The organism is Rhodoferax sp. GW821-FHT09E07, assembly GCF_059416145.1.
Map to the genome: position 1 here is coordinate 99,823 of NZ_JBWKOP010000010.1, position 21,136 is coordinate 120,958.

Sequence of the window (21,136 nt, forward strand, 5' to 3'; positions counted from 1 at the left end):
CTGAGAGCCTAGCCCGGAAGGGACTGGTCCTCAGGAACACACGATCTGATTGCGGCCACGGGCTTTTGCGTCGTAGAGCGCGGCGTCAGCCCGCTGCAGGGTTTTTTCAATGGCTTCTCCGTTGCCGTAGGGGGTCACACCTATGGAGACCGTCATTTTGACGCGGTCATCCCCGACGGGCACCTCGATCTCCGCCACTTTGGCGAGAACGCGTTCCAGGCAGACTTGGCCAACCGAAATATCAGTGCCGGTCAGCAAGGCCACGAACTCCTCCCCACCCCAGCGGGCAAGCGTGTCGTTGGCGCGAAGGTTGTTTTGTACGACAGTGGAGAACACCTGCAAGGCGCGGTCTCCCATTTGGTGCCCGTATTTGTCATTGATCCGCTTGAAGTGATCGATGTCCAGCATGGCCACCAACAGCGGTGAGCCCGACCGCTGTGCACGCTGCACCTCCTCCCGCATTTTTTCCAACATAAACCGGCGGTTGACCAGGCCGGTGAGCTCGTCCCGCGTGGCAATCAGTTGTATTTGGTCAAGGGCTTCGACCAACTGGTTTTTCTGTTTGCGCATATGCGCACTCATTTGCTGCAGGCGCCAGGTCAAAAACGTGGTGGCCGACAACACGATGAAAAGAATGAAGAAATACGCCAGGAAAAGCTCGGGAGGCTCATCAGTGGACACGTAGCGTCGCGTGTACGCAGCCGCCGCACCAAACATGACCAGGGCATAGACCGCGACCAGCATCACCTGGCGCATGGATAGACCGAACATGCCGAACATCAGCACCACGGAAAGTATGGGCAGCGTCACCCCAAGGCCATGCCCAGCAACGATGAAGGCGGCGGCATTGCAGGCGATGGCGAAAAGCATTTGATAAAACGCCAGAGAGGGATCCGCCACGCGCAGAGAAAAACCGCTGCGAATCAGGACGTAGAACACCACCAAACCTGCGCTGCAGACGAGGGCCCAGGTATCCACGTCGCCCATGCCCTTGATGCCGACCATGCGCATGAAATAGAGCACACCGATGCATGCCAACATCAACATCGCCGCCAGCAAGAATTGGCTGGTGCGAATGCGCATTGGTTTTTGCTCGCCGAGCAAATAGTTCAAAGCCCGGTGAATTCGTTGGCCCATGGTCAAAATGCTCTCAAGGGTGTTCTGGAGAAAGTCTAACGCTTTGCTGCTGCCCGGGCGGCACGGGCCGCATGCACTGCTAAGGAACTCTCAGAGCCTGTCGCCGCAATTACAGGGGCTTGCAGCGGATCCGGCTTAAATTCCGGGCATGGGAAATCTCTATCTGGTACGCCACGGCCAGGCATCCTTCGGTGCTGCCGACTATGACAACCTGAGCGAACTTGGCCACCGACAGAGCGCGCGGCTGGGGGAGTACTTTGCGGGCAAAGGGTTGCAGTTTGAAGCAGTGATCGTTGGCACACTGCGCCGCCACGCGCAGACCTGGGCCGGTATTGCCAAAGGGGCGGGCTATACCCACGAAGCATTGGAGTGGCCCGGCCTGAACGAATACGACAGTGCGGCCGTGGTGCAGGCGATTCATCCGGCGCCGCTGCCCAAGGCCGACACACCCGAGATGTACCGCCACCACTTTCGCCTGCTGCGCGACGGCCTCACGCAGTGGATGAATGGCGTGGTCAGCCCCCACGGCATGCCCCACTACGATGACTTTGTGCGGGGCGTGACCAGTGCGCTGGACCATGTACGCCAGCACCACACGGGTAATGTGCTGATTGTCAGTAGCGGTGGCCCCATCTCCACCGCTATGGGCCATGTGCTGGGCACCACGCCCGAGACCACCATTGAGCTGAACCTGCGCATCCGCAATGCCTCGGTGACCGAATTTGCCTACACACCCAAGCGCCACATGCTGGTGACCTACAACACCCTGCCGCACTTGGACGACGCGCAGTACGCGGACTGGGTGACCTACTCCTGAGTCTGGCCTGCGGGGCTTGCAGCCCTGGCATCGACTGGCACGCCTTGTGCTTTGAAGCCTCTGTTGGACCTTGCAGAGGAAAACAATGCACCGATTCGGAACGAAGTGGCTCGCCCCCTTGCTGGGGATGTGTGTTTTGGCATGGAGTGCGTCCAGTTACGCCCAAGCCGCAGCCCCCGCAGGTGCGGCTTCGGATGCGCCACCGGCCGCAGTGATGGCTGCCGTCTCGGATGCTCCCGCAGCGCCTGTGGTGGCCCCTGCACCTGCCACGCCAACGCCCCCGCCTCCCCCCAGCAAACCCGGCTTGGTGGCGCAAGACAGCATCAACGGTGCCGACACGGCCTGGATGATGACCAGCACGGCCCTGGTGCTGCTGATGACGCTGCCCGGCATCGCCCTGTTTTACGGCGGCATGGTGCGCAAGAAGAGTGTGATCAACGCCATGGCCAGTGTGGTGGCCATCGCCGCCATGGTCAGCCTGTTGTGGTTTGCCCTGGGGTACTCCCTGGCCTTCACGCCGGGCAGCAGTTGGCTGGGCAGCACGGACCGGGTCTGGTTCAGTGGTCTCAACTACCTGAAAGAAGCTGGCCAGGTGGCCGTGAGCCACGTGGCGCCCAATGTGCCCGAGTCGGTCTACGCCATGTTCCAGCTCACCTTTGCCATCATCACGGCGGCACTGATTGTGGGCGCGTTTGTGGAGCGCATGCGCTTCTCGGCCATGCTGTGGTTCATTGGCCTATGGTCCATCGTGGTCTATGCGCCGATTGCCCACTGGGTGTGGGAGCCAGGCGGCTGGCTGGTGCAATTGGGCGTACTGGACTTTGCCGGTGGCTCGGTGGTGCACATCAATGCGGGCATCTCGGGCCTCGTGTGTGCCTACATGCTGGGTGCGCGCAAGGGCTATGGCAAAGAACCGTTCGAGCCCTTCAACCTGGGCCTGACCATGGCTGGCGCCGGCCTGCTGTGGGTGGGCTGGTTTGGTTTCAACGCCGGCTCGGCGGTGGCGTCGGACGGACGCGCGGGTCTGGCCATGGCGGTTACGCACATTGCGGCCTCGGCCGGCGCCATCTCTTGGATGCTGGGCGAGTGGATCATGCGCGGACGTCCTTCCCTGCTGGGCCTGTGCTCGGGCCTGGTGGCCGGGCTGGTGGCCATCACCCCTGCAGCGGGTTTTGTAACACCGCGCGACGCCGTGCTGTTTGGCCTGGTGGCGGGCTTGGCCTGTTACTGGGGTGCCACGGGGCTCAAACGCATGCTCAATGCCGACGATTCGCTGGACGTGTTTGGCGTGCACGGCATCGGCGGCATTGTGGGCTCGCTGATGACGGGCTACTTCGCCAGCAAGACCATTTCCGGCGTGAGCGGCAGCGTGGCTACGCAGGCCATTGGCGTGCTGGCAGTGCTGGCGTACAGCGGCCTCATGAGCTGGGCGCTGCTGTGGGTGACCAAAGTGATTGTGGGCTTGCGGGTGGACGACAACTCTGAACTCGTGGGCCTGGATGTCTCCCAGCACCGGGAGCACATGGGGACCTGACGGTGAAACTCAAAGGAGTGTTGCATGTTGAACAGTGAAAAGCTGGCGATTGCCGCCCATTTGCACGTGCTGTTGCGGCGCAAGACCGGCCGCGTGACTGACACCGAATGGATGGCCAGCAACACCGAGTACGCCGCAGAGATCGTGCGCTTTGCGCGCGCCAGTGCCGAGGAAGACGGCCACACCGACCTGGCCGAATGGGCGGCCAAGCTGGAATTGGCCATGGTGCCCGCGCAACCACCGCGCCCCAGCCGCGACCGGTTGTTTGGGGTGATTGGTGGCAACACCAAGCCCGCGCCCCTGCCCGGCGCATCGGACTCGCTGTTTGGCGCCACCGAGAGCGAAGCACACCGCTACGTCCGCGGCATTCGCTAGGTCGTTAACGGGCCACCCCAAAGTCCGCGCACAATGCAGCGGATGCACACCTACCGCACCACCGTTTTTCCCGCACTGGCGCTGCTACTGCTGGTCGGCGTCTCACAAGCCGCCACAAGGCCCTCACAGCCCCACAAGCTCACTAACAGCCTGGGCATGACGCTGGTACGCATTCCTGCAGGCGGCTTTCGCATGGGCAGCGACGAGTCCGTCGCCAGTTTGCAGAAGGCTTACCCGCTGGCGGAGCGCGAGCGGCTGGAGGCGCTGAAGGACGAGGGGCCGGTGCACAAGGTGCGCATCACCCACGCGTTCTACATGGGGCAGACGGAAGTGACCGTCGGACAGTTTCGGCGTTTCCTGCAGGTATCGGACTACGTGCCCGAGTCGGAGGCTGACGGCACCGGTGGCTATGGCTACAACCCCGACTACGACCCCAGCAAGAGTGCCCGGGGCGATGCCTTTGAAGGCCGCGACCCACGCTACAGCTGGCGCAACCCCGGCTTTGCGCAGGACGACCGCCATCCCGTGGTCAACATCACCTGGAACGACGCGCAGGCGCTGGCCCAGTGGCTGAGCAAAAAAGAGGGACGCCACTACCGCCTACCCACCGAGGCCGAGTGGGAATACGCGGCACGTGCAGGCACCCGTACGCGTTACCACAGCGGCGACGATCCGCTGTCGCTGCTGAAGGTGGCCAACACCTTTGATGCCAGCGCCAAACCCTATTGGCCTAGATTTGCGGCCAACGCGCTGGCGGGCGATGATGGCTTTGCCTTCACCGCCCCCGTCGCCAGCTTCAAGCCCAATGCCTTTGGCCTGTACGACATGCATGGCAATGCCTGGGAGTGGACCAATGACTGGTATGGCGAAGACTATTACGCCCACTCCCCCACCAACGATCCGCAGGGCCCCAGCGAGGGCCAGGTGTATGTGCGCCGCGGCGGCTCCTGGCACACCTGGGCGCTGTATGCACGGTCCAGCTACCGCAACTGGAACTCACCCCAGACGCGCTATACCCTGGTGGGTATGCGGCTGGTGATGGACGCGCCGAAGTAACCCCTAGTTGCGCAGCGTGTCAGCCGGCAACTGGTGAATCTCGGCCAGCGTTTGCGCCAGTGCGCGGCCCGCGGCGTCCAGCACGGCGCGGCCCTTATCGGCCGTGGCGGCCGCGGCATTGCCCACGGCACCGGCGGCGTTGTAGTCCTGGATTTGCCAGCCCAGCTTGGCGCTTTTGCCGTTGCCCAGAATGGCAAATTTCTTTGCGCGGTCTTCAGAGGTCGATGCAAAGTTCTGCGCCTGCGCCATCGCCACCTGACCGGGCGCCAGCGCCAGCATCATCGAGGTTTCGATCTCGCCCGCATGGATGCCAAAGCGGTGTTCGTGGGCGCTGAACAACGCATTCACGTCCTCGCCCGCAGGCCCCATGAGCGGAAGGCCAAACCAGTTCACGCTGTACACCAACATACCCAGCCGAGCGCGCAGGTCACGCGCCACCACATCGAGCAAGCCGACCTGACCGCCGTGGGAGTTAAGCAGCACCAGCTTCTTCACCCCCGTAGCGGCCACACTCTCGCCGAGCTCGGTCCACAGGCGTATCACGGTCTCGGCCTTGAGCGTCAACGTGCCTGGAAAACTTGCGTGTTCGGGGCTGAAGCCCACAGCCTGGGTGGGCAGAAACAAGGCGGGCACATCGGCGGGAATATGCGGTACGGTGGCCGCCACGACGCCGTCTACCAGCGCCGTGTCCACGCGCAGCGGCAGGTGCGGGCCGTGTTGCTCAGTGGCGGCCACGGGCAGCACCGCTATGGTGGCGCCCAGTTGGCCATCAGCGCGCTGCCGTGCGAAATCGCGCGTGCTCCAGTCGGCCCAAAAACGGGAAGGGTTTTGCATGCGCCTATCTTAGGCTAGGTGGCCAGCGCCTCGGGTTCCACATGGTCCAACGCCAGCACTGGCGCATGGCGCGGCAGCACCAGACTGAAAGTAGCACCCTCACCGGGGTTGCTGGCCACATGCACCGTACCGCCCAGCGAACGCGTGACCAGGTTGTACACAATATTCAGACCCAGGCCGCTGCCGCCCTGGCCCAATTTGGTGGTGAAGAAGGGGTCGAACACACGCGGCAGGTGTGCCGCTGGAATGCCCAACCCGTTGTCGCTGACCTGCAGGCGCACCGAGCCATCGGGCGTAAGGCTTGCGGCCACCTGCACACAGCCTTGGTCCACGCCGTCGAACGCGTGCAGCAAGGCGTTGTTGATCAGGTTGGTGATGACCTGGCCCAGCGGGCCGGGGTAGCTGTCCATGACGATGTCGGGTGCGATATCGCAGAGCACGCGGTGGTTGGACTTGCGGATCGTGGGGCCCAGGGTGAGCAGGATTTCGTTCACCGTGGCGTGCAGGTCAAAGGTGCGGCGGTTCAGGCTGGTTTGGTCCACCGCCACCTGCTTGAAACTGGAGACCAGCTCGGCCGCGTGCTGCAGGCCGCGCATGAGGATGCCGGCACCCTGGCGGGTGTTGCCCACAAACTCTTCCAGGCGGCTGCGCGTAAGACCCTGGGCCATGCTGTTGGAAAAGGCATTGGCATGGTCCTGCAGCGTGCTGGCCACGGTCAGGCTGTTGCCGATGGGGGTGTTGAGTTCGTGCGCAATGCCCGCCACCAGCGAACCCAGGGCTGACATTTTTTCGGCCCGCACCAGTTCGGCCTGGGCCACGGTCAGTTGGGTCAGCGTCGCCGACAGCTCCTGCGTGCGCTCTTCCACCCGGTGCTCCAGTGTGGCATTGAGCTGCAGGATGTTTTCTTCGTAGCGGTGTTTGGCGGTGATGTCGTCGAACGCCATGATGAGCACCCGGTCGCTGCCCAGTTGCACCACGCGGCCGGACAGCTCGCACAGGATGGGCTCGCGGGACTGCCCGCGCTGCATCCACGACTTGAAACCCACCAGCTCTCCGGTCGCCTGCAGAATGCGCAGCGCGTCGCGGCGCGCATCCGCGTCACGCCAGATACCGGTGTGCGCACCGTTGGACCCCACCACTTGGCTGCGGTCCAGCCCGAACACGCGCACCCAGGCGGAGTTCACATCCACGGTGAGCACATCAGGATCCACCAAGGAAACTGACATGGCAATGGGAGAGGCATCGAAAATGGCCGCGAACTTGGTTTGGCTAACGCGCAAGGCCTCTTCGGTGCGCTTGCGCTCGGCCAGCTCGGTCTGCAGGGCCACGGTCTTCTGCGCGCGCTCCGACATCAGCGCCGCTAGGTCGGTACGCATAGTATCCAGCGCATGGGCCAGCTCGCCCATTTCGTCCTGGCGCTGCCAGGCCAGTGGCTGGTCCAGCTCGCCGCGGGCCAGGCGCGAGGCGTCTTCGCGCAGCTGCAGCAACGGTTTGAGCACGCGACTATTGAACAGCGGCCAGATAAAAAGGAACGCCAGCGCCATCTGCACCAGCAGGGCCAGCATGAAGCGCATCAGGTCCTGGCGCATTTCGCGCTCAATGCGCTCGGGGCTCATTTCCACCGTGAGGCGGCCGACGCGCGCGCCGTTGTAGGAAATGTCGCGTTGGTCGGTCAGCGTGGGCACGGTGGGCACAGCGTCACTGTGCTTGCGTACAAACACGTCGCGGAATTCGTCGGTCACGGTGACACTGACCACATCGGGGTTGCGCATCACGGCGTCCACCAGCTCGCTGGCCACGCCGCGGTCCAGGTTCCACACCGCCACGGCCATGCCGCGCGAGAGCACTTCGGCGTACTGGCGCATGGGCGCCTCCACCCGCAGCTTGACCTCGGTTTCAAGTTTGCTGGTGACCTGAAAGTAGGCCAGGAACAAGGCCGGCAACAGGATCCCCAGTGCGGCCCCAAGCATCAGCGTCTGGCGCAAGGACAGACTGGGGAACTTCACCGCAAAGCCTTTTGTTTGGACCAACCTGATGCCCCCTAAAATGCAATACCACACCGCTGTGCGCAAAGTATCGTTGGGCGGCTTGGGTATGGTCAAGCAAAAGGCATACCGCTGGTGCGCCCTATGATGCCGCTATGTCCTCCCCACGCCCCCGCAATGCCACCGGCGAATCCTTCTTTACATGGGACGGCGACACGCTGGTCGTCAACATTCTGGGCAAGCCCGCGGCCAGCAAAGACGCCATCGGCAAGCCCATGGGCACCCAGCTCAAGGTCAGTGTGACGGCGGCTCCGCAGAACGGGCGGGCCACAGACCACATGGTGCGTTATCTGGCACCGCTGTTCGGTGTGGCGGTGGCAGACATCACCGTGGTGTTCGGGCGCGAGAGCATTCACAAGCAACTGCGCATCCGCGCGCCCAAAAAACTGCCTGCGGTGTTCACGCAGGCCCCTTAGCCTGCCGACCTAGAACGAGTAGCTCACCCCAAGCGCAATCACGGGCATGACCTTGAGCTGGTCGATCGCGTCCTGCATCTTGGCGCGCTGGGCGGCAATGTCCGATGCACTGGGCCCCCCGGTGGCAGTGAGGCTGGCCTTGGGGTTCTGGAACATCACGCCTGCATCCATGTTGAAACCCCAGCCTTTGGCGGCACGTGGACGAATGGAGTAGCCCAGCCCCAGATAGGGCGCCACGTCTTCGCTGAGCTTGATCTCGCCATTCACCGTGCCGTTGGTGCCGTTCACGCTGCCGGTACCGGCCACGGTGATTTTGTTGTCGTTGAAGACCAGCCCGCCGGAAAGGCGAAAGCCACCGTCCCCGGGGTACCAGTCTCCCACCAGCTGGAAGGAGCTCCAGGTCAGGTCCACGGTCAGGTTGGCGCCAGATCCGAAGTCGCCCACATTGCCCGTATAACTTTGCTTGGGCAGCCAGTTGACCTGGCCGCGCACCGCCCAGTCGGGCGTCACCGAGGCCGCGTAGCCCAAGCCCAGCCCGTTGATGCCCAGCTGGGTGTACACCGTACCGGCGTCATCGGCCTGGGAGGCCAGAGGGGCAGCAGCCAACACGAGGGCCGCAAAGCGCATTGCACGAAGGGGGGGTCATAGCAAAGTCTCCTGTGGGTGGGTTGGGGTCACGCACACGGCCCAGCCGGGGGCCGAGGGGGCTGTTATAACGCTGCACAGCCCCCAGCACAATGGGCTGCCCGGAACTTTAGTCCGCCCCGCCGCTCCCACACAGCCATGACCTCTCGCGCCTCCTTCTCACGTCGCCACTGGGCGCTCCGATTTGCTTCTGTTTTGATAGCGGCCAGCGCAATGGTGGCGGGGGCTAGCGCCCAAATTGGCACACAATCTGCCAACAGCATCGTGCAGACAGAGCAGGTGCGTGCCGAGCTGGTGGCGCACGCGCCCGACGGCGTGGGCCCCGGCAAGACGGTGTGGCTGGGCCTGCAGCTGCAGCACCAGCCGCACTGGCACACCTACTGGAAGAACCCTGGCGACTCCGGCCTGCCCACGCAGCTGCAATGGACCTTGCCCACTGGCGCCACGGCGGGAGATATTGCCTGGCCCACCCCACAAAAAATCGCCATCGGTAGCCTGGCCAACCTGGGCTACGAGGGCACGGTGCTGTTGCCCGTGCCCGTCACGCTGGGCCCCGACTTCCGCCCCGGTGCGCTGGCGCAGGACCTGGACGTGCGCCTCTCGGCCAGCTGGCTGGTGTGCCGGCAGGAATGCATTCCGCAGGAGGGCCAGTTTGCGCTGCGCCTGCCGCTGCGCAGCTCCACCGCAGGCCAGGCGGCCGACTTCGCCAAGGCCTGGGCCGCAGCCCCCCAGGCCTTTGCCGGCAAGGTAACCGCGCAGGTGAACGCCCAAACCATGGCGCTGCAAGTCAGCGGCCTACCCGCTACCTGGCGCGGCAAGGCCGTGCAGGCCTTCCCAGAAACCACCGAGCTGCTGAACACACCCGCCCTGCCAGCATCCGGCGACGGCGTGGCCGGCAAGACCGCCAGCCGCGCCGGCGAACAAGGCTGGCAGGATGGCGTGTGGACCGCATCGGTGCCGCTCTCGCCCCAGCGCTCCACCAGCCCCACCACCGTGGCCTGGGTGCTGGTGCAGGGCGATGCGCGGCTGCGTGCCGAGGTGCCCGTGACCGGCACCTGGCCCAAGACCGACGTCCCGGCCCAGGTATCGCCTGCGCTGCAGGCCGCGCTGGATGCGAACGCCCAGGTACCGGCGGCGAATACTGTGCCCGGCAGCCTGCTGTGGGTGCTGGTCACCGCGCTGCTGGGCGGGCTGATCCTGAACCTCATGCCCTGCGTGTTTCCCGTGCTGGCCATCAAGGTGCTGGGCTTTGCCACGCAGACCGGCCAATCGCGCGCCGCCCAAAAGGCCCAGGGCCTGGCCTATGCAGCGGGCGTGGTGTTGTCGTTTCTGGCGCTGGGCGGCCTGCTGCTGGCGCTGCGCGCCGGCGGCGAGCAGCTGGGCTGGGGCTTCCAGCTGCAGTCGCCCGGCGTGATCGTGGCGTTGGCGCTGCTGTTCACACTCATCGCGCTGAACCTGGCAGGCTGGCTGAATGTGGGCAGCGTGCTGCCGCAGCGCCTGGCCACGTTGCAACTGCGCCACCCGGTGGCGGAGGCCTTCTTGTCCGGCGTGCTGGCGGTGGCGGTGGCCTCACCCTGCACGGCGCCATTCATGGGTGCGTCGCTGGGCTACGCCATCACCCTGCCGGGCGCACAGGCGCTGGCCATTTTCGCGGCGTTGGGCCTGGGCTTGGCGCTGCCCTACCTGCTGGCCAGTTGGGTGCCTGCCGTGGGCCGCTGGCTGCCACGGCCCGGCGCGTGGATGGACACGCTGCGCCACTTCATGGCCTTTCCCATGGCAGCCACCGTGGTGTGGCTGGTGTGGGTGCTGGGGCATTTGAGCGGGGTGGACGGTGCCGGCAGCCTGCTGCTGCTGATCCTGGGGCTTTGCATGTTGGTCTGGTCGCTGGGCCTGCAGGGTCGCAGCCGCACGCTGCTTGCTACTATTTCCATAGCTGCCTGCGCAGTGTTTGCGGGAGCTACTGGCCAATATGCCTTGAAATCGGATGCCGAAGCAGCCGCCACAGCCGCCCCCGCCCAAGGCGGCTGGCAGGCCTGGGCGCCTGGCAGCGTGCAGGTGGCGCTGGAACAGGGCAAGCCGGTGTTTGTGGATTTCACCGCGGCGTGGTGCATCACCTGCCAGGTGAACAAGAAGACCACGCTGGCCAACGCCGAGGTGCAGGCCGACCTGGCGGCCAAACAGGTCACGTTGCTGCGCGCCGACTGGACCCGGCGCGACCCCGCCATCACCCAGGCGCTGCAGGCGCTGGGCCGCAGCGGTGTGCCGGTGTATGTGCTGTACGCGCCCGGTAGGGCACCCGTGGTGCTGTCCGAAATTTTGACGCCCGGCGAATTGCGCAGCGCCATTGCCACCCTGTGAACCACCGCCATGACTACCCCCCTGACCGAAGCCCAGACCATTGCCCAACTCGTCAGCAAGCCCCTGACCGTGGCCGTGGTGGGCCTGTCCCCCAAGCCCCACCGCGACAGTTTTGGGGTGGCCCGCTACATGCAGGCGCACGGCTGGCGCATCGTGCCCATCAACCCCAATGCCAGCGAGATCCTGGGCGAGAAAGCCTACCCCACGCTGACCGAGGCGGCGCGACACGAATCCATCGACCTCGTGGACGTGTTCCGCAACAGCGAGGATGTGCCGCCCGTGGTGGACGAGGCGATTGCCATTGGCGCGCCTGCCATCTGGCTGCAGCTGGGCATTGCGCACGAGGTGGCCGCGGCCAAGGCGCGCGCCGCCGGCCTGCTGGTGGTGCAGAACAAGTGCCTGAAGGTGGAGCACGCGCGCCACACCTGAGCGCAGCAGGCCTTGCGCCAACGCAAGGCCGGGGTGGCCTTGGCCTGCGACAATCGGTCTATGACCGACACCACCTTCGACACCCTGCACAACCCCACGTTTTTGCAAGCCTGCATGCGCCAGGCCACACCCCACACCCCCGTGTGGCTGATGCGCCAGGCTGGGCGCTACCTGCCCGAGTACGTGGCCACGCGCGCCAAGGCCGGCAGCTTCATGGGCCTGGCCACCAACCGCGACTACGCCACCGAGGTGACCCTGCAGCCGCTGGACCGCTACCCGCTGGACGCCGCCATCCTGTTCTCCGACATCCTGACCGTGCCCGATGCCATGGGCCTGGGTCTGTCGTTTGCCCAGGGCGAAGGCCCGCGCTTTGCCTTCCCCGTGCGCGACGAGGCCGCGGTGGCCAAGCTGGAAGTGCCCGACATGGCCAAGCTGCAGTACGTGTTTGACGCCGTCAGCAGCATCCGCAGCGCGCTCACGCAGGACGGCAAGGGCCGTGTGCCGCTGATTGGTTTCAGCGGCAGCCCCTGGACGCTGGCCTGCTACATGGTGGAAGGCCAAGGCAGTGACGACTACCGCTTGGTCAAGACCATGCTCTACAGCCGCCCCGACCTGATGCACAAGATGCTGGCGATCAACGCCGATTCGGTGGCGGCCTACCTGAACGCGCAGATTGATGCGGGTGCCCAGGCCGTGATGATCTTTGACAGCTGGGGCGGTGTGTTGGCCGACGGTGCCTTCCAGAGCTTCAGCCTGGCCTACACCGCACGCGTACTGTCGCAGCTCAAGCGCCATGGGGCCGACGGCAAGGTGGTGCCGCGCATCGTGTTCACCAAGGGCGGCGGCCTGTGGCTGCAGGACATGAAGGCGCTGGACTGCGACGTGCTGGGCCTGGACTGGACCGTGAACTTAGGCACCGCGCGCGCGCTGGTGGGCGGCGTGGAGAACGGACCGGGCAAGGCACTGCAGGGCAATATCGACCCCAACGTCTTGTTTGCGCCACCCGCTGCTATCGAACTGGAAGCGGCCAAGGTACTGGACAGCTTTGGTACGCCATTCCAGGGCGCAGGCACCGGTCCCACGCACATCTTCAACCTGGGACACGGCATCAGCCAGTACACGCCGCCCGAGCATGTGGCAGCACTGGTGGATGCGGTGCACAGCCATTCCAAGCGCTTGCGTGCGTAATTTCATTACCACGATTCATGCACCAAACCAAACGCAAAGAAACTTACTTATGCACAAAAATGGGGGTGCTAGGGTTATCCCTTCCCCCGCTCGGGGGAGCACCGCTATAAAAGCCATAGCGCTCGTAAGTGCTTGATTCATAAGGGATTAAAAGTTTGCTTTTTTTCTGGGCAGCGCAAGCAAACCCTTGATTTACAAGGCTTCGGAACGCGCAGGACGGACATATCAACAAAGTTATCCACAGAAAACGTGAACGGCCTGTAAAGTTCTTTCAAATCAAGCACTTAGCCTTTATTTCGCCAGTTCACATCAATAAATTACCCCAAGTGCCGTTTCATCCCACAAATGCCTTTTCGGGCCCGGTGCAAGCCCCATGAGCTGCTGGTTGCCGGTGCTGGTGAACACCCCTGCGCACGCCGCTTTGGGCCCGGTGCTGACCTACCAAAGTGAGCAGGCACTACCTGCCGGAACGCTGGTGCGCGTGCCCCTGGGCAACCGCGAAACCCTGGGTGTGGTGTGGGATGGTGGGGAGGCGGAAGCCACAGGCGAGTTCGATCCGGCCAAGGTCCGCAGCATCGCTGGCGCGCTGGAAGGCATCGCCCCGCTGACGGCGCAGTGGCAACAACTGCTTACATTTGCCGCCAGTTACTACCAGCGCTCGGTGGGCGAGGTGGCGCTGGCCGCCTTGCCCCCCCAACTGCGCGAGCTGAGCCCCGAGCAGATGGCGCGCCGCCTCAAGCGCAAAAAGCCGGCCGCAGGTGCCAGCGGCGCCGTGTTGGCCGCGCCTGCCCTGACGCCGGAGCAGGCCACCGTGGTGGGCCAAATCGACGCGCACAACGGCCCCTTCCTGTTGTTTGGCGCCACCGGTAGCGGCAAGACCGAGGTCTACCTGCACTGCGTGCACAAGCTGCTGGCCACCGACCCGGATGCCCAAGCGCTCATCATGGTGCCCGAGATCAACCTCACGCCACAGTTGGAGGAACGCTTCAAGGCCCGCTTTGCCCCGCTGTATGGCGAACACGCCGTGGTCAGCTTGCACAGCGGCATGACCAACCCGCAGCGACTGAAGAGCTGGCTGGCCGCGCATGGCGGCGCGGCGCGCATTGTGCTGGGCACGCGCATGGCGGTGTTTGCCAGCCTGCCCAAGCTGCGCCTCATCGTGGTGGACGAAGAACACGACCCCAGCTACAAGAGCAGCGAGGGCGCCCGCTACTCCGCGCGCGACCTGGCCGTCTACCGCGGCAAGCTCGAAGGTGCCAAGGTCATCCTCGGCTCGGCCACGCCGTCTCTGGAAAGCTGGCACCACAGCCGCCCGTCTGAGGAAGGCGGGCGCTACCTGCGGCTGCACATGCCCAGCCGCGTGGGCGAAGCATCGCGCCTGCCGCTGGTGCGCCGGGTGGACATGAACCACCAGCCGCGCAAGGCCGTGTTCTCCACCCAGCTGGTGGACGCCATCAAGGAGCGCGTGGCACGCGGCGAACAGTGCATGGTGTTTTTGAACCGCCGCGGCTACGCGCCCGTGCTGGCCTGCGACGACTGCGGCTGGAAGAGCGAATGCCCGCACTGCAGCGCCTTCCGCGTGTTCCACAAGATCGACCGCACGCTGCGCTGCCACCACTGCGGCTTCACCGAGCGCGTGCCGCGCGCCTGCCCGGACTGCGGCAATGTGGACATCGCACCCATAGGCCGCGGTACCGAACAACTGGAAGAACACCTGGCCACGCTACTGGTGGATGTGCGGCGGCCGGGCTCGGCCACGCCCGAAAACCCCGACGGTGAGCACCTGCGCATCGCGCGCATCGACGCCGACTCCACCCGCCTCAAGGGCGCGCTGGAAGAGCAACTGGCCGCCGTGCACGCGGGCGATGTGGATGTGCTGGTGGGCACCCAGATGATTGCCAAGGGCCACGACTTCCGCCGCATCACGCTGGTGGCGGCGGTGAACCCCGACAGCGCGCTGTTCAGCAGTGACTTCCGCGCCCCCGAACGCCTGTTCAGTCTGCTCATGCAGGCCGCCGGCCGCGCCGGCCGCGACGCCGCGCTGGGCGCGCAGAGCGAGGTGTGGATACAAACCTTCCAGCCCGCGCACCCGCTGTATGCGGCGCTGAAACGCCACGACTACCCGGCCTTCGCCGCGCAGCAACTGCAGGAACGCGAGCAGGCCGGCATGCCCCCCTTCAGCGCCCAGGCCCTGGTGCGCGCCGACGCCAAGACGCAGGAAGCAGCCCAGGCTTTTCTGAACGCCGCCCGCACGTTCGCGCAAACCGAGATGCCGCAGTGGGAAGGCTGGCCCCCCGTGCTGGACCAGCTCACGCTGTACCCCGCCGTGCCCATGACCATCCAGCGCATCGCCAATGTGGAACGCGCCCAGATGTTGATTGAGAGCCCGTCACGTGCGGCGCTGCAGCAGTTTCTGAACGGCTGGCAAAGCGTGCTGCACGCCACCCGCGCACAGCCCGAATGCAAGGGGCTGATCCGCTGGGCGATTGATGTGGATCCAATGGCTATTTGATGCCTTTTAGGGCTCTAGCCCTCGTGGAATATGCGCGAGCAGCTACTGTTTTTGTAGTGACTTGATGGTTGATGCCGCGTCTCACACCACCGGGTGGGCGGGGCCGGTGAACCGGAGAACGCGGGCCACGCTGCCGGCCGCGCCAACCCGCAGGCACGCGAGCCCAAAGAACTCAAGTCTTGTCAGAAGCCCCAGGCAACGGCAACACCTCGGACCGCACCTCATTGGCCTGCACATCCACCACGTCCTGCGCAGAGGGCTGCGCAAAGCCGCCCTGGCGTGCCCAACCGCCCGCGCGGAACTGCTGCGAGGCTTGGCGAAAGCGCGTGTAGGTAGTAAAGAGGGCCGGTTTGCGGCCGCGCAGCAGCGACCACAACACGCTCAAGGCCACGGTGGCCAGCACCACCATCAGCACACTGAGCGCCAACAGGCTGACCCACACCACCAGCACCAACTTGAACACGCGACGCAGCACGTGGGCAACAAAATTCAGGAGTGTTTCCATGCTCCCATTTTGCACAGTACGCTATGGCCCCAGCGAAATTGCGGTTTGAACTGACACAACGAGGAAGAAAAATGCCATTTGCCGGCCTGGGTCTGCACATCCTGATTGCCCTGTTCTTTGCGGTCCACGTGGTGCGCAGCGGCCAGCAGCTGTACTGGCTGTTCGTGCTGTTCTCGTTTCCGCTCTTGGGCAGCATCGTCTACTTTCTGGTGATCTACCTGCCCAATTCGCGGCTGGAGCGCGGGGCGCGCCAGGTGGTGGCAGCGGCCGCCAAAACCCTGGACCCCACCAAGGAACTGCGCGAAGCGCGCGCGGCCTTTGACTACACGCCCACGGCGCAAAACCAGATGCGGCTGGCGGCAGCGCTGCTGGCTGGCGATCAGCCCGAAGAAGCCGCGCAGAACTACGAAGCCTGCCTCAAAGGCCCCTTTGCCACGGACCTGGAGATTCGCCTGGGCGCCGCCAGCGCCTACCTGGCGTGCCAGCGCGCCACGGACGCCATCACCCACCTGCAGTTCATCCGCCAGGCCGACGCGGGTTTCCGGGCCGAGCAGGTCAGCCTGCTGCTGGCCCAGGCCTACGCAGCAGCGGGCCAGCGCGCCGAGGCGCAGGGGGAATTCGAATCGGCCGTCGCCCGCTTTGGCAGCTTTGAGAGTCGCGCTGAATATGCGATTTGGGCCTGCGCCAGCGGCGACCACGCACTGGCGGCACGGCTGCAACCCGAGCTGCAGCAAACCATGGACCGCTGGAGCCGCCACACGCGCAGCATGAACCAGCCCCTGATACGCCGGCTCAACGCCGCCTATGCGCAGGTAAAGGCGGGCTAGATCCCCACCATCAGCGCCACCGCACCCGAGAAGGTGAAGAATGCGGCGGCGGTGGAGACCAGGATGATGCGGGCGATGCGCCCGTTGTCGGCGCCAAAGCGCTCGGCCAAGAGCGACACATTGCTGGCGCTAGGCAATGCGGCCAGCAGCACCAGCACGGTGAGTGCGAATTTGTCGATGGGCACCCCCAGGCTGACGGCCGACACGCCCACCAGCAGCACCAGCAGCGGGTGCAAAAACAGCTTGATCAGCGCCACGGGCACATATTCCTGCCAGTGCACATGGTGCGACTTGTCTTCCTTGGCCAGAATCTGCGAACGGGCCAAGACCGCGCCAATGGTGAACAGGGCCACGGGCGATGCGGCATCGGCCAGCAGCCCCACGGTGGCCACCACGGGCTGCGGAAATTCAATCTGCAAGGCCGACACCAGCGCGCCCAGAAGAATCGACCAGGGCATGGGGTTGGCAGCCACGCCCTTGAGGGCATTTTTGGCGGCCTGCGCAGCGGACACGCCGCCCGTGGCCGCGTTCTCGCCCAGGCGCGAAAGCGCAATGCACAGCGACGAAGTGAACACCATGTCGACCAGGATGCTCACGATGGCCGGGCCTGCCGCCTTGGCACCCAAAAGCGCCACCAGCAGGGGCACACCCATGAAGCCGGTATTGGGGAAGGCGCCCACCAGCGCGCCAAAGGCCGCGTCATTCCAGCCAATGCGGCCATGCAGCGTGACCGCCACCACAAACGCCACCATGACCAGTGCACACAGCAGGTAGGTCAACGCCACGTTGGGGTCCAGCAGCTGGGCGATGGGCGTGCTGGCGCCAAAACGGTAGAGCATGCAGGGCAGCGCAAAGAACAGCACAAAGCCATTGAGCCCGGGAATGGCCGCCAGTGGCAGCATGCCGCGGCGCGCGGCGACAAAGCCACATAGCACCAGGGCGAAGAATGGAAAGGTGACGGTGAGGATTTGCAGCATGTTCAGGGTTCAGTCTGCGCTCTTTTAAATGGGTGCAAGAGGGTCTTCCAACGAAAAACCCACCCCGTAGACGGAGCGGAACCATTCGTGTTGTGAATCGATCAGGGCAAACTTGCGGCGCAAGTTCTTCACGTGGCTATCCACGGCGCGCTCGTTGGCATCCAGTTCGCCAGCGTAGGCTAACTCCAGCAGCTGTGTGCGGGAATACACCCGGCCAGGGCTGGAGTACAAGGTCTTCAGGATCTCAAACTCCTTGCTCGTCAATTGCAGGGGCCGACCATGCAGGCTGGCCCGACGACGGTCGCAGTCCAAAAACAGTGTTGGCGCTATCGCCGCCGCCTCAGGCACGCCCGCTGTGCGCCGCAGCACGGCACGTACACGGGAAACGACTTCTCGGGGAGAGAAGGGCTTGCAGATGTAGTCATCCGCACCGCAGTCCAGTCCCAGCAGGCGGTCAATCTCTTCCACCCGGGCGGTCAGCATGATGGTCGGCAATGGGGTGAAGCGCCGTATCGCCTGGAGCACGGCAAACCCGTCGCAGCCGGGCAGCATGACGTCGAGCAACAGCAAATCGGGCGGGGACCGGGTAATGTGTTCGATGGCGGCCAAGCCATCCGTCACGTGTTCGGCCGCGTAGCCGTTAAACCGCAGATAGTCCAGCACAACGGAGGCGATGTCGGCCTCATCCTCCACCACCAATACCGTCTGTTGTGGCACGTTAACTAGCATCGCCCATCTCCCGAATTCCCTGCTGCAGGGGCAACACCAACTCGACACGCAATCCGCCCAGAGGAGAAAAATCGGCCGCCATGCTGCCGCCATGGGCCTGGACAATGGTTTGGCAGATGGCCAGCCCCAGGCCGGAGCCTCCCGTGCTGCGGCCACGCGAGGTGTTGCCGCGGTAGAGACGCTCAAACAGGTGGGGTATGTCCGCCGCCGCGGGCGCGGGCGCGGAATCATCCAGCCGGATCAGGATCCGCCCCTGCTCCAGCAGGGTGGCGCTGATCTGCAGCACGCCGGGCTGTCGGGTGTACTGCAACGCGTTTTCCAGCAGGTTGATAAATACCTGCTGCAACTGCGCGGCGTCTGCGACCATTCTCACCAAGGGTTGCTTCGCCAGCGAAGGCACCTCACCCGTGGCTACCTGCATTCCCGCGCGCTGGAAGCGCTCGGCCACAAAGCCCACCGCCTCCAGCAGCACTGCCAGTGGGTTGACCCCGGGCGCGAACCGTATCGGGCCATCACGCTGTCCCATGCTGGCGCGCAAGTCTTCGACCAGTTGCCCCAGGCGCACCACTTGCCGATGGAGCCGCTCGGCCGTTGCGGGCGTATATGCCCGCACACCATCCTGGGTGGCCTCAATTTCAGCACGCATGGCGGCGAGTGGGGTGCGCAACTCATGTGCCACATCAGCCAGCCAGCGGCGGTGGTTGGCCTGCGTCTCATGCAGTTGCCCAGTCATACCGTTGAAGGTCTCGCAGAGGTGTGCGAGCTCGTCGTGCCCGCGCACCGGCACAACCGTATCCAGTTGTCCATGGGCCACCGCATCGGCCCCCTGGATGAGCTCACGGATCGGGCGGAGCCAGCGCCCGGACAACCACCAAGACAGCGACAGCGCCAACAGCCCACCCACACACCCTGTGGTCACGATGAAGAATGACTGCCCTGCCAGAAAGGCGCGCCCGGCATCCGTTGCCATGCTGTGCATGGGTGCAATCGCCAGGTACCCAATCAGCTGACCCTGGTAGCGCAAGGGCCGTCGGGCCGCCGCAGAAACGGCTTGCAAGCTGCCCGCGATGTGGGAACTACCGTCGGCACCGAGAAGCGCCATACGTTGGTACACCGAGTCCGGCGGCCCCATGCCTGCTGGTCGTGGCGGAGCCCCCATCGGACCAGAGCCACCGTCGGGTGGGGGACGCCAGTCCCCGTCGGGAGGGGGAGGGCGGCGAAAGGCTAATTCGGCCCCGGACCGGCCCGGGAACTGAAACCGAAACCACGCCTGCTCATCCTCCACGACGAACATCCAGCTCCCGCGTTCCACATAGGCCTGTTCCAGCTTCTGCACAAACCAGTCCATCCGCGACAGCTCAACCTCCGCAACGTAGTCCCCCAGGCTGCGCTGCAGCCCCCAACGAGACAGCCCAATAAATATTGCCAGCAAACTGAGCGTGAGCGCGACCAGCGCCAGCAACACCTTGCGCTGAAACGTCAGGTGTCTTGCCAAAGTTTGAGAGGGGGAATGTGTAACCCCAGATAGCGCCATAGCACGGAATAGTAAAGCAGCTTATGCCCCCCGATCTGGCGACAAACGGGCAAACCACACCGACAACCGGTGCAAATCTCCTAAAAGCCTCCCACATTGGCAGGCAAATTTGGTCGATAGAGTCGTTTGGAGAATAGAGTGCCTGAATATATGCAGTCGCGCGCAAGATGCGCAGCCACGCCCCGCGAGGCAGCACAGGGCTTCACCTTGATTGAACTGATGATCACGGTGGCCATTATTGGCATCCTGGCCGCCGTTGCCCTGCCGGCCTACAGAGACTATGTGCTGCGCGGTCATTTGGTCACGATGACCAATGACCTGATCGCCACCCGCGTCAAGATGGAGCAGTACTACCAAGACAACCGCACTTACTTGGATGTCAGCACCACTATCACGGCCCCGTGTACCACTGTGGCAGTCACTTATACGAAGCCAACACCATATTCCACCGTCTGTAGCAATCTCACGGCGACGACTTTCACGGCCACTGCAAGTGGCTCGGGCGTGGTCAATGGATTCGCCTATTCCATCAACCAGGCAGACACCAAATCCAGCACCATGTCCACAGCCTGGGGTGGTGCCACCAGCGCGTGCTGGATCATGCGCAAGGGCGACTCGTGCTGAAGCACCAGCATGTCAGCGGCTTTTCTTTGATAGAGCTGATGGTGACGTTAACCATTCTGGGGCTGCTGATGCTGGCAGGCCTGCCATCCTTCGCGCAGTGGATGGCCAATGCCAAAGTACGCAGTGTGGCTGAGGAGATTGCCAATGGCCTGCGCACGGCGCAGGCCGAGGCCATGCGACGCAACCGCTTGAGCGTTTTTGTGGTCACCAACGCAACCCCTGGGCTAAGTACGGCTCCTGCCAGCAACGGCATCAATTGGTATGTGCAAGCACTGCCGCTTCTGGGCAGTACCACCACAACGGCCCAGACCACCGACTACATCCAGGGGAGCAACTATGGCACCCAAGGCGGTGTCACCATCGCCAGCACCAACCCCGTGGCGTGCTTTGGCTCCTTGGGCAACCTGGAGGCCGTGGCCAGCACGGCAACCAATAATGTGCTGGGTGTTGCGTGTGCCGCAACCGCCAAGACCTACAGCGTTTCACGTACGGGCGCCGACCGATCCCTCAATGTAACGGTCAGCATAGGCGGACAAGTGCGCCTGTGCGACCCCAGCAAAACGCTGAGCACCACCAACCCCGACGGTTGCTAAC

General features: G+C 64.3%; 20 protein-coding genes. 12 read left to right on the top strand and 8 right to left on the bottom strand.

The window, feature by feature from the left end; all coding sequences use genetic code 11:
• Positions 1–30: 30 nt before the first annotated feature.
• Positions 31–1,137, bottom strand: coding sequence for a diguanylate cyclase (locus AC07OE_RS19160; RefSeq protein WP_495072158.1), 1,107 nt, complete (start codon positions 1,135–1,137; stop codon positions 31–33).
• Positions 1,138–1,285: 148 nt separating this feature from the next.
• Between AC07OE_RS19160 and AC07OE_RS19165 the strand changes: the two genes are divergently transcribed.
• The 4 genes from AC07OE_RS19165 (at position 1,286) to AC07OE_RS19180 (ending at position 4,919) form a co-directional block, all read left to right on the top strand.
• On the top strand, positions 1,286–1,954 hold the full coding sequence (locus AC07OE_RS19165; protein WP_495072159.1) for a histidine phosphatase family protein: 669 nt from the start codon (positions 1,286–1,288) through the stop codon (positions 1,952–1,954).
• A 346-nt stretch (positions 1,955–2,300) separates the two neighbouring features.
• Positions 2,301–3,488, top strand: a complete 1,188-nt coding sequence (locus AC07OE_RS19170; RefSeq protein ID WP_495072201.1) for an ammonium transporter — start codon at positions 2,301–2,303, stop codon at positions 3,486–3,488.
• A 24-nt stretch (positions 3,489–3,512) separates the two neighbouring features.
• Positions 3,513–3,863, top strand: a complete 351-nt coding sequence (locus tag AC07OE_RS19175; protein WP_495072160.1) for a hypothetical protein — start codon at positions 3,513–3,515, stop codon at positions 3,861–3,863.
• Positions 3,864–3,896: 33 nt separating this feature from the next.
• Entirely contained in the window at positions 3,897–4,919 is a 1,023-nt protein-coding gene (locus AC07OE_RS19180; protein WP_495072161.1) for a formylglycine-generating enzyme family protein, read from the top strand.
• Positions 4,920–4,922: 3 nt separating this feature from the next.
• On the opposite strand, the gene AC07OE_RS19185 is transcribed toward AC07OE_RS19180, so the two are convergent.
• Complete coding sequence (locus tag AC07OE_RS19185) at positions 4,923–5,753, bottom strand: creatininase family protein (protein ID WP_495072162.1); 831 nt, start codon at positions 5,751–5,753, stop codon at positions 4,923–4,925.
• A 14-nt stretch (positions 5,754–5,767) separates the two neighbouring features.
• Complete coding sequence (locus tag AC07OE_RS19190) at positions 5,768–7,759, bottom strand: ATP-binding protein (RefSeq protein ID WP_495072163.1); 1,992 nt, start codon at positions 7,757–7,759, stop codon at positions 5,768–5,770.
• Positions 7,760–7,893: 134 nt separating this feature from the next.
• On the opposite strand from AC07OE_RS19190, the gene AC07OE_RS19195 reads away from it, so the two are divergent.
• Positions 7,894–8,214 carry a DUF167 domain-containing protein gene (locus tag AC07OE_RS19195; RefSeq protein WP_495072164.1) on the top strand — a complete coding sequence of 107 codons (321 nt, stop codon included), beginning with the start codon at positions 7,894–7,896 and terminating at the stop codon, positions 8,212–8,214.
• Positions 8,215–8,223: 9 nt separating this feature from the next.
• Here the strand turns inward: AC07OE_RS19195 and AC07OE_RS19200 are convergent, their stop codons facing one another.
• The gene (locus tag AC07OE_RS19200) at positions 8,224–8,841 is read right to left on the bottom strand and encodes a hypothetical protein (protein ID WP_495072165.1); all 618 of its coding nucleotides are present in this window, start codon (positions 8,839–8,841) and stop codon (positions 8,224–8,226) included.
• Positions 8,842–8,997: 156 nt separating this feature from the next.
• Between AC07OE_RS19200 and AC07OE_RS19205 the strand changes: the two genes are divergently transcribed.
• The 4 genes from AC07OE_RS19205 to priA all read left to right on the top strand — a co-directional run bounded on the left by AC07OE_RS19205 (position 8,998) and on the right by priA (position 15,346).
• Positions 8,998–11,217, top strand: a complete 2,220-nt coding sequence (locus AC07OE_RS19205; RefSeq protein WP_495072166.1) for a protein-disulfide reductase DsbD family protein — start codon at positions 8,998–9,000, stop codon at positions 11,215–11,217.
• Between the two features lie 9 nt (positions 11,218–11,226).
• Positions 11,227–11,646 carry a CoA-binding protein gene (locus tag AC07OE_RS19210; RefSeq protein WP_495072167.1) on the top strand — a complete coding sequence of 140 codons (420 nt, stop codon included), beginning with the start codon at positions 11,227–11,229 and terminating at the stop codon, positions 11,644–11,646.
• Positions 11,647–11,706: 60 nt separating this feature from the next.
• Entirely contained in the window at positions 11,707–12,834 is a 1,128-nt protein-coding gene (gene hemE / locus AC07OE_RS19215) for a uroporphyrinogen decarboxylase (protein WP_495072168.1), read from the top strand.
• A gap of 373 nt (positions 12,835–13,207) precedes the next feature.
• Positions 13,208–15,346 carry a replication restart helicase PriA gene (priA, locus tag AC07OE_RS19220; protein WP_495072169.1) on the top strand — a complete coding sequence of 713 codons (2,139 nt, stop codon included), beginning with the start codon at positions 13,208–13,210 and terminating at the stop codon, positions 15,344–15,346.
• 172 nt (positions 15,347–15,518) lie between these two features.
• On the opposite strand, the gene AC07OE_RS19225 is transcribed toward priA, so the two are convergent.
• Positions 15,519–15,851 carry a hypothetical protein gene (locus AC07OE_RS19225; RefSeq protein ID WP_495072170.1) on the bottom strand — a complete coding sequence of 111 codons (333 nt, stop codon included), beginning with the start codon at positions 15,849–15,851 and terminating at the stop codon, positions 15,519–15,521.
• 71 nt (positions 15,852–15,922) lie between these two features.
• Between AC07OE_RS19225 and AC07OE_RS19230 the strand changes: the two genes are divergently transcribed.
• Positions 15,923–16,678, top strand: coding sequence for a hypothetical protein (locus tag AC07OE_RS19230; RefSeq protein ID WP_495072171.1), 756 nt, complete (start codon positions 15,923–15,925; stop codon positions 16,676–16,678).
• Here AC07OE_RS19230 and AC07OE_RS19235 read toward each other — a convergent pair.
• Genes AC07OE_RS19235 through AC07OE_RS19245 form a run of 3 tightly spaced genes read right to left on the bottom strand, consistent with a single transcriptional unit; the run spans position 16,675 to position 19,879 of the window.
• Positions 16,675–17,655 (bottom strand): AEC family transporter, encoded by a 981-nt coding sequence (locus AC07OE_RS19235; protein ID WP_495072172.1) that lies wholly within the window; start codon positions 17,653–17,655, stop codon positions 16,675–16,677. The two genes, AC07OE_RS19230 and AC07OE_RS19235, sit on opposite strands and share 4 nt — an antisense overlap.
• Before the next feature lie 24 nt (positions 17,656–17,679).
• Positions 17,680–18,384, bottom strand: a complete 705-nt coding sequence (locus AC07OE_RS19240; RefSeq protein WP_495072173.1) for a response regulator — start codon at positions 18,382–18,384, stop codon at positions 17,680–17,682.
• Positions 18,374–19,879 carry an ATP-binding protein gene (locus AC07OE_RS19245; RefSeq protein ID WP_495072174.1) on the bottom strand — a complete coding sequence of 502 codons (1,506 nt, stop codon included), beginning with the start codon at positions 19,877–19,879 and terminating at the stop codon, positions 18,374–18,376. The genes AC07OE_RS19240 and AC07OE_RS19245 overlap by 11 nt, the downstream gene beginning before the upstream one ends.
• Before the next feature lie 177 nt (positions 19,880–20,056).
• Between AC07OE_RS19245 and AC07OE_RS19250 the strand changes: the two genes are divergently transcribed.
• Both AC07OE_RS19250 and AC07OE_RS19255 read left to right on the top strand, forming a co-directional pair.
• Positions 20,057–20,542, top strand: a complete 486-nt coding sequence (locus AC07OE_RS19250) for a type IV pilin protein (protein ID WP_495072175.1) — start codon at positions 20,057–20,059, stop codon at positions 20,540–20,542.
• Complete coding sequence (locus AC07OE_RS19255; RefSeq protein WP_495072176.1) at positions 20,536–21,135, top strand: prepilin-type N-terminal cleavage/methylation domain-containing protein; 600 nt, start codon at positions 20,536–20,538, stop codon at positions 21,133–21,135. The genes AC07OE_RS19250 and AC07OE_RS19255 overlap by 7 nt, the downstream gene beginning before the upstream one ends.
• Position 21,136: the final 1 nt, after the last annotated feature.

Excerpts from the sequence above, each read along its gene's own strand:
- AC07OE_RS19160 (WP_495072158.1), bottom strand. The coding sequence starts at position 1,137 with ATGGGCCAACGAATTCACCGGGCTTTGAACTATTTGCTCGGCGAGCAA.
- AC07OE_RS19165 (WP_495072159.1), top strand. The coding sequence starts at position 1,286 with ATGGGAAATCTCTATCTGGTACGCCACGGCCAGGCATCCTTCGGTGCT.
- AC07OE_RS19170 (WP_495072201.1), top strand. The coding sequence starts at position 2,301 with ATGATGACCAGCACGGCCCTGGTGCTGCTGATGACGCTGCCCGGCATC.
- AC07OE_RS19175 (WP_495072160.1), top strand. The coding sequence starts at position 3,513 with ATGTTGAACAGTGAAAAGCTGGCGATTGCCGCCCATTTGCACGTGCTG.
- AC07OE_RS19180 (WP_495072161.1), top strand. The coding sequence starts at position 3,897 with ATGCAGCGGATGCACACCTACCGCACCACCGTTTTTCCCGCACTGGCG.
- AC07OE_RS19185 (WP_495072162.1), bottom strand. The coding sequence starts at position 5,753 with ATGCAAAACCCTTCCCGTTTTTGGGCCGACTGGAGCACGCGCGATTTC.
- AC07OE_RS19195 (WP_495072164.1), top strand. The coding sequence starts at position 7,894 with ATGTCCTCCCCACGCCCCCGCAATGCCACCGGCGAATCCTTCTTTACA.
- AC07OE_RS19200 (WP_495072165.1), bottom strand. The coding sequence starts at position 8,841 with ATGCGCTTTGCGGCCCTCGTGTTGGCTGCTGCCCCTCTGGCCTCCCAG.
- AC07OE_RS19205 (WP_495072166.1), top strand. The coding sequence starts at position 8,998 with ATGACCTCTCGCGCCTCCTTCTCACGTCGCCACTGGGCGCTCCGATTT.
- AC07OE_RS19210 (WP_495072167.1), top strand. The coding sequence starts at position 11,227 with ATGACTACCCCCCTGACCGAAGCCCAGACCATTGCCCAACTCGTCAGC.
- hemE (WP_495072168.1), top strand. The coding sequence starts at position 11,707 with ATGACCGACACCACCTTCGACACCCTGCACAACCCCACGTTTTTGCAA.
- priA (WP_495072169.1), top strand. The coding sequence starts at position 13,208 with ATGAGCTGCTGGTTGCCGGTGCTGGTGAACACCCCTGCGCACGCCGCT.
- AC07OE_RS19225 (WP_495072170.1), bottom strand. The coding sequence starts at position 15,851 with ATGGAAACACTCCTGAATTTTGTTGCCCACGTGCTGCGTCGCGTGTTC.
- AC07OE_RS19230 (WP_495072171.1), top strand. The coding sequence starts at position 15,923 with ATGCCATTTGCCGGCCTGGGTCTGCACATCCTGATTGCCCTGTTCTTT.
- AC07OE_RS19235 (WP_495072172.1), bottom strand. The coding sequence starts at position 17,655 with ATGCTGCAAATCCTCACCGTCACCTTTCCATTCTTCGCCCTGGTGCTA.
- AC07OE_RS19240 (WP_495072173.1), bottom strand. The coding sequence starts at position 18,384 with ATGCTAGTTAACGTGCCACAACAGACGGTATTGGTGGTGGAGGATGAG.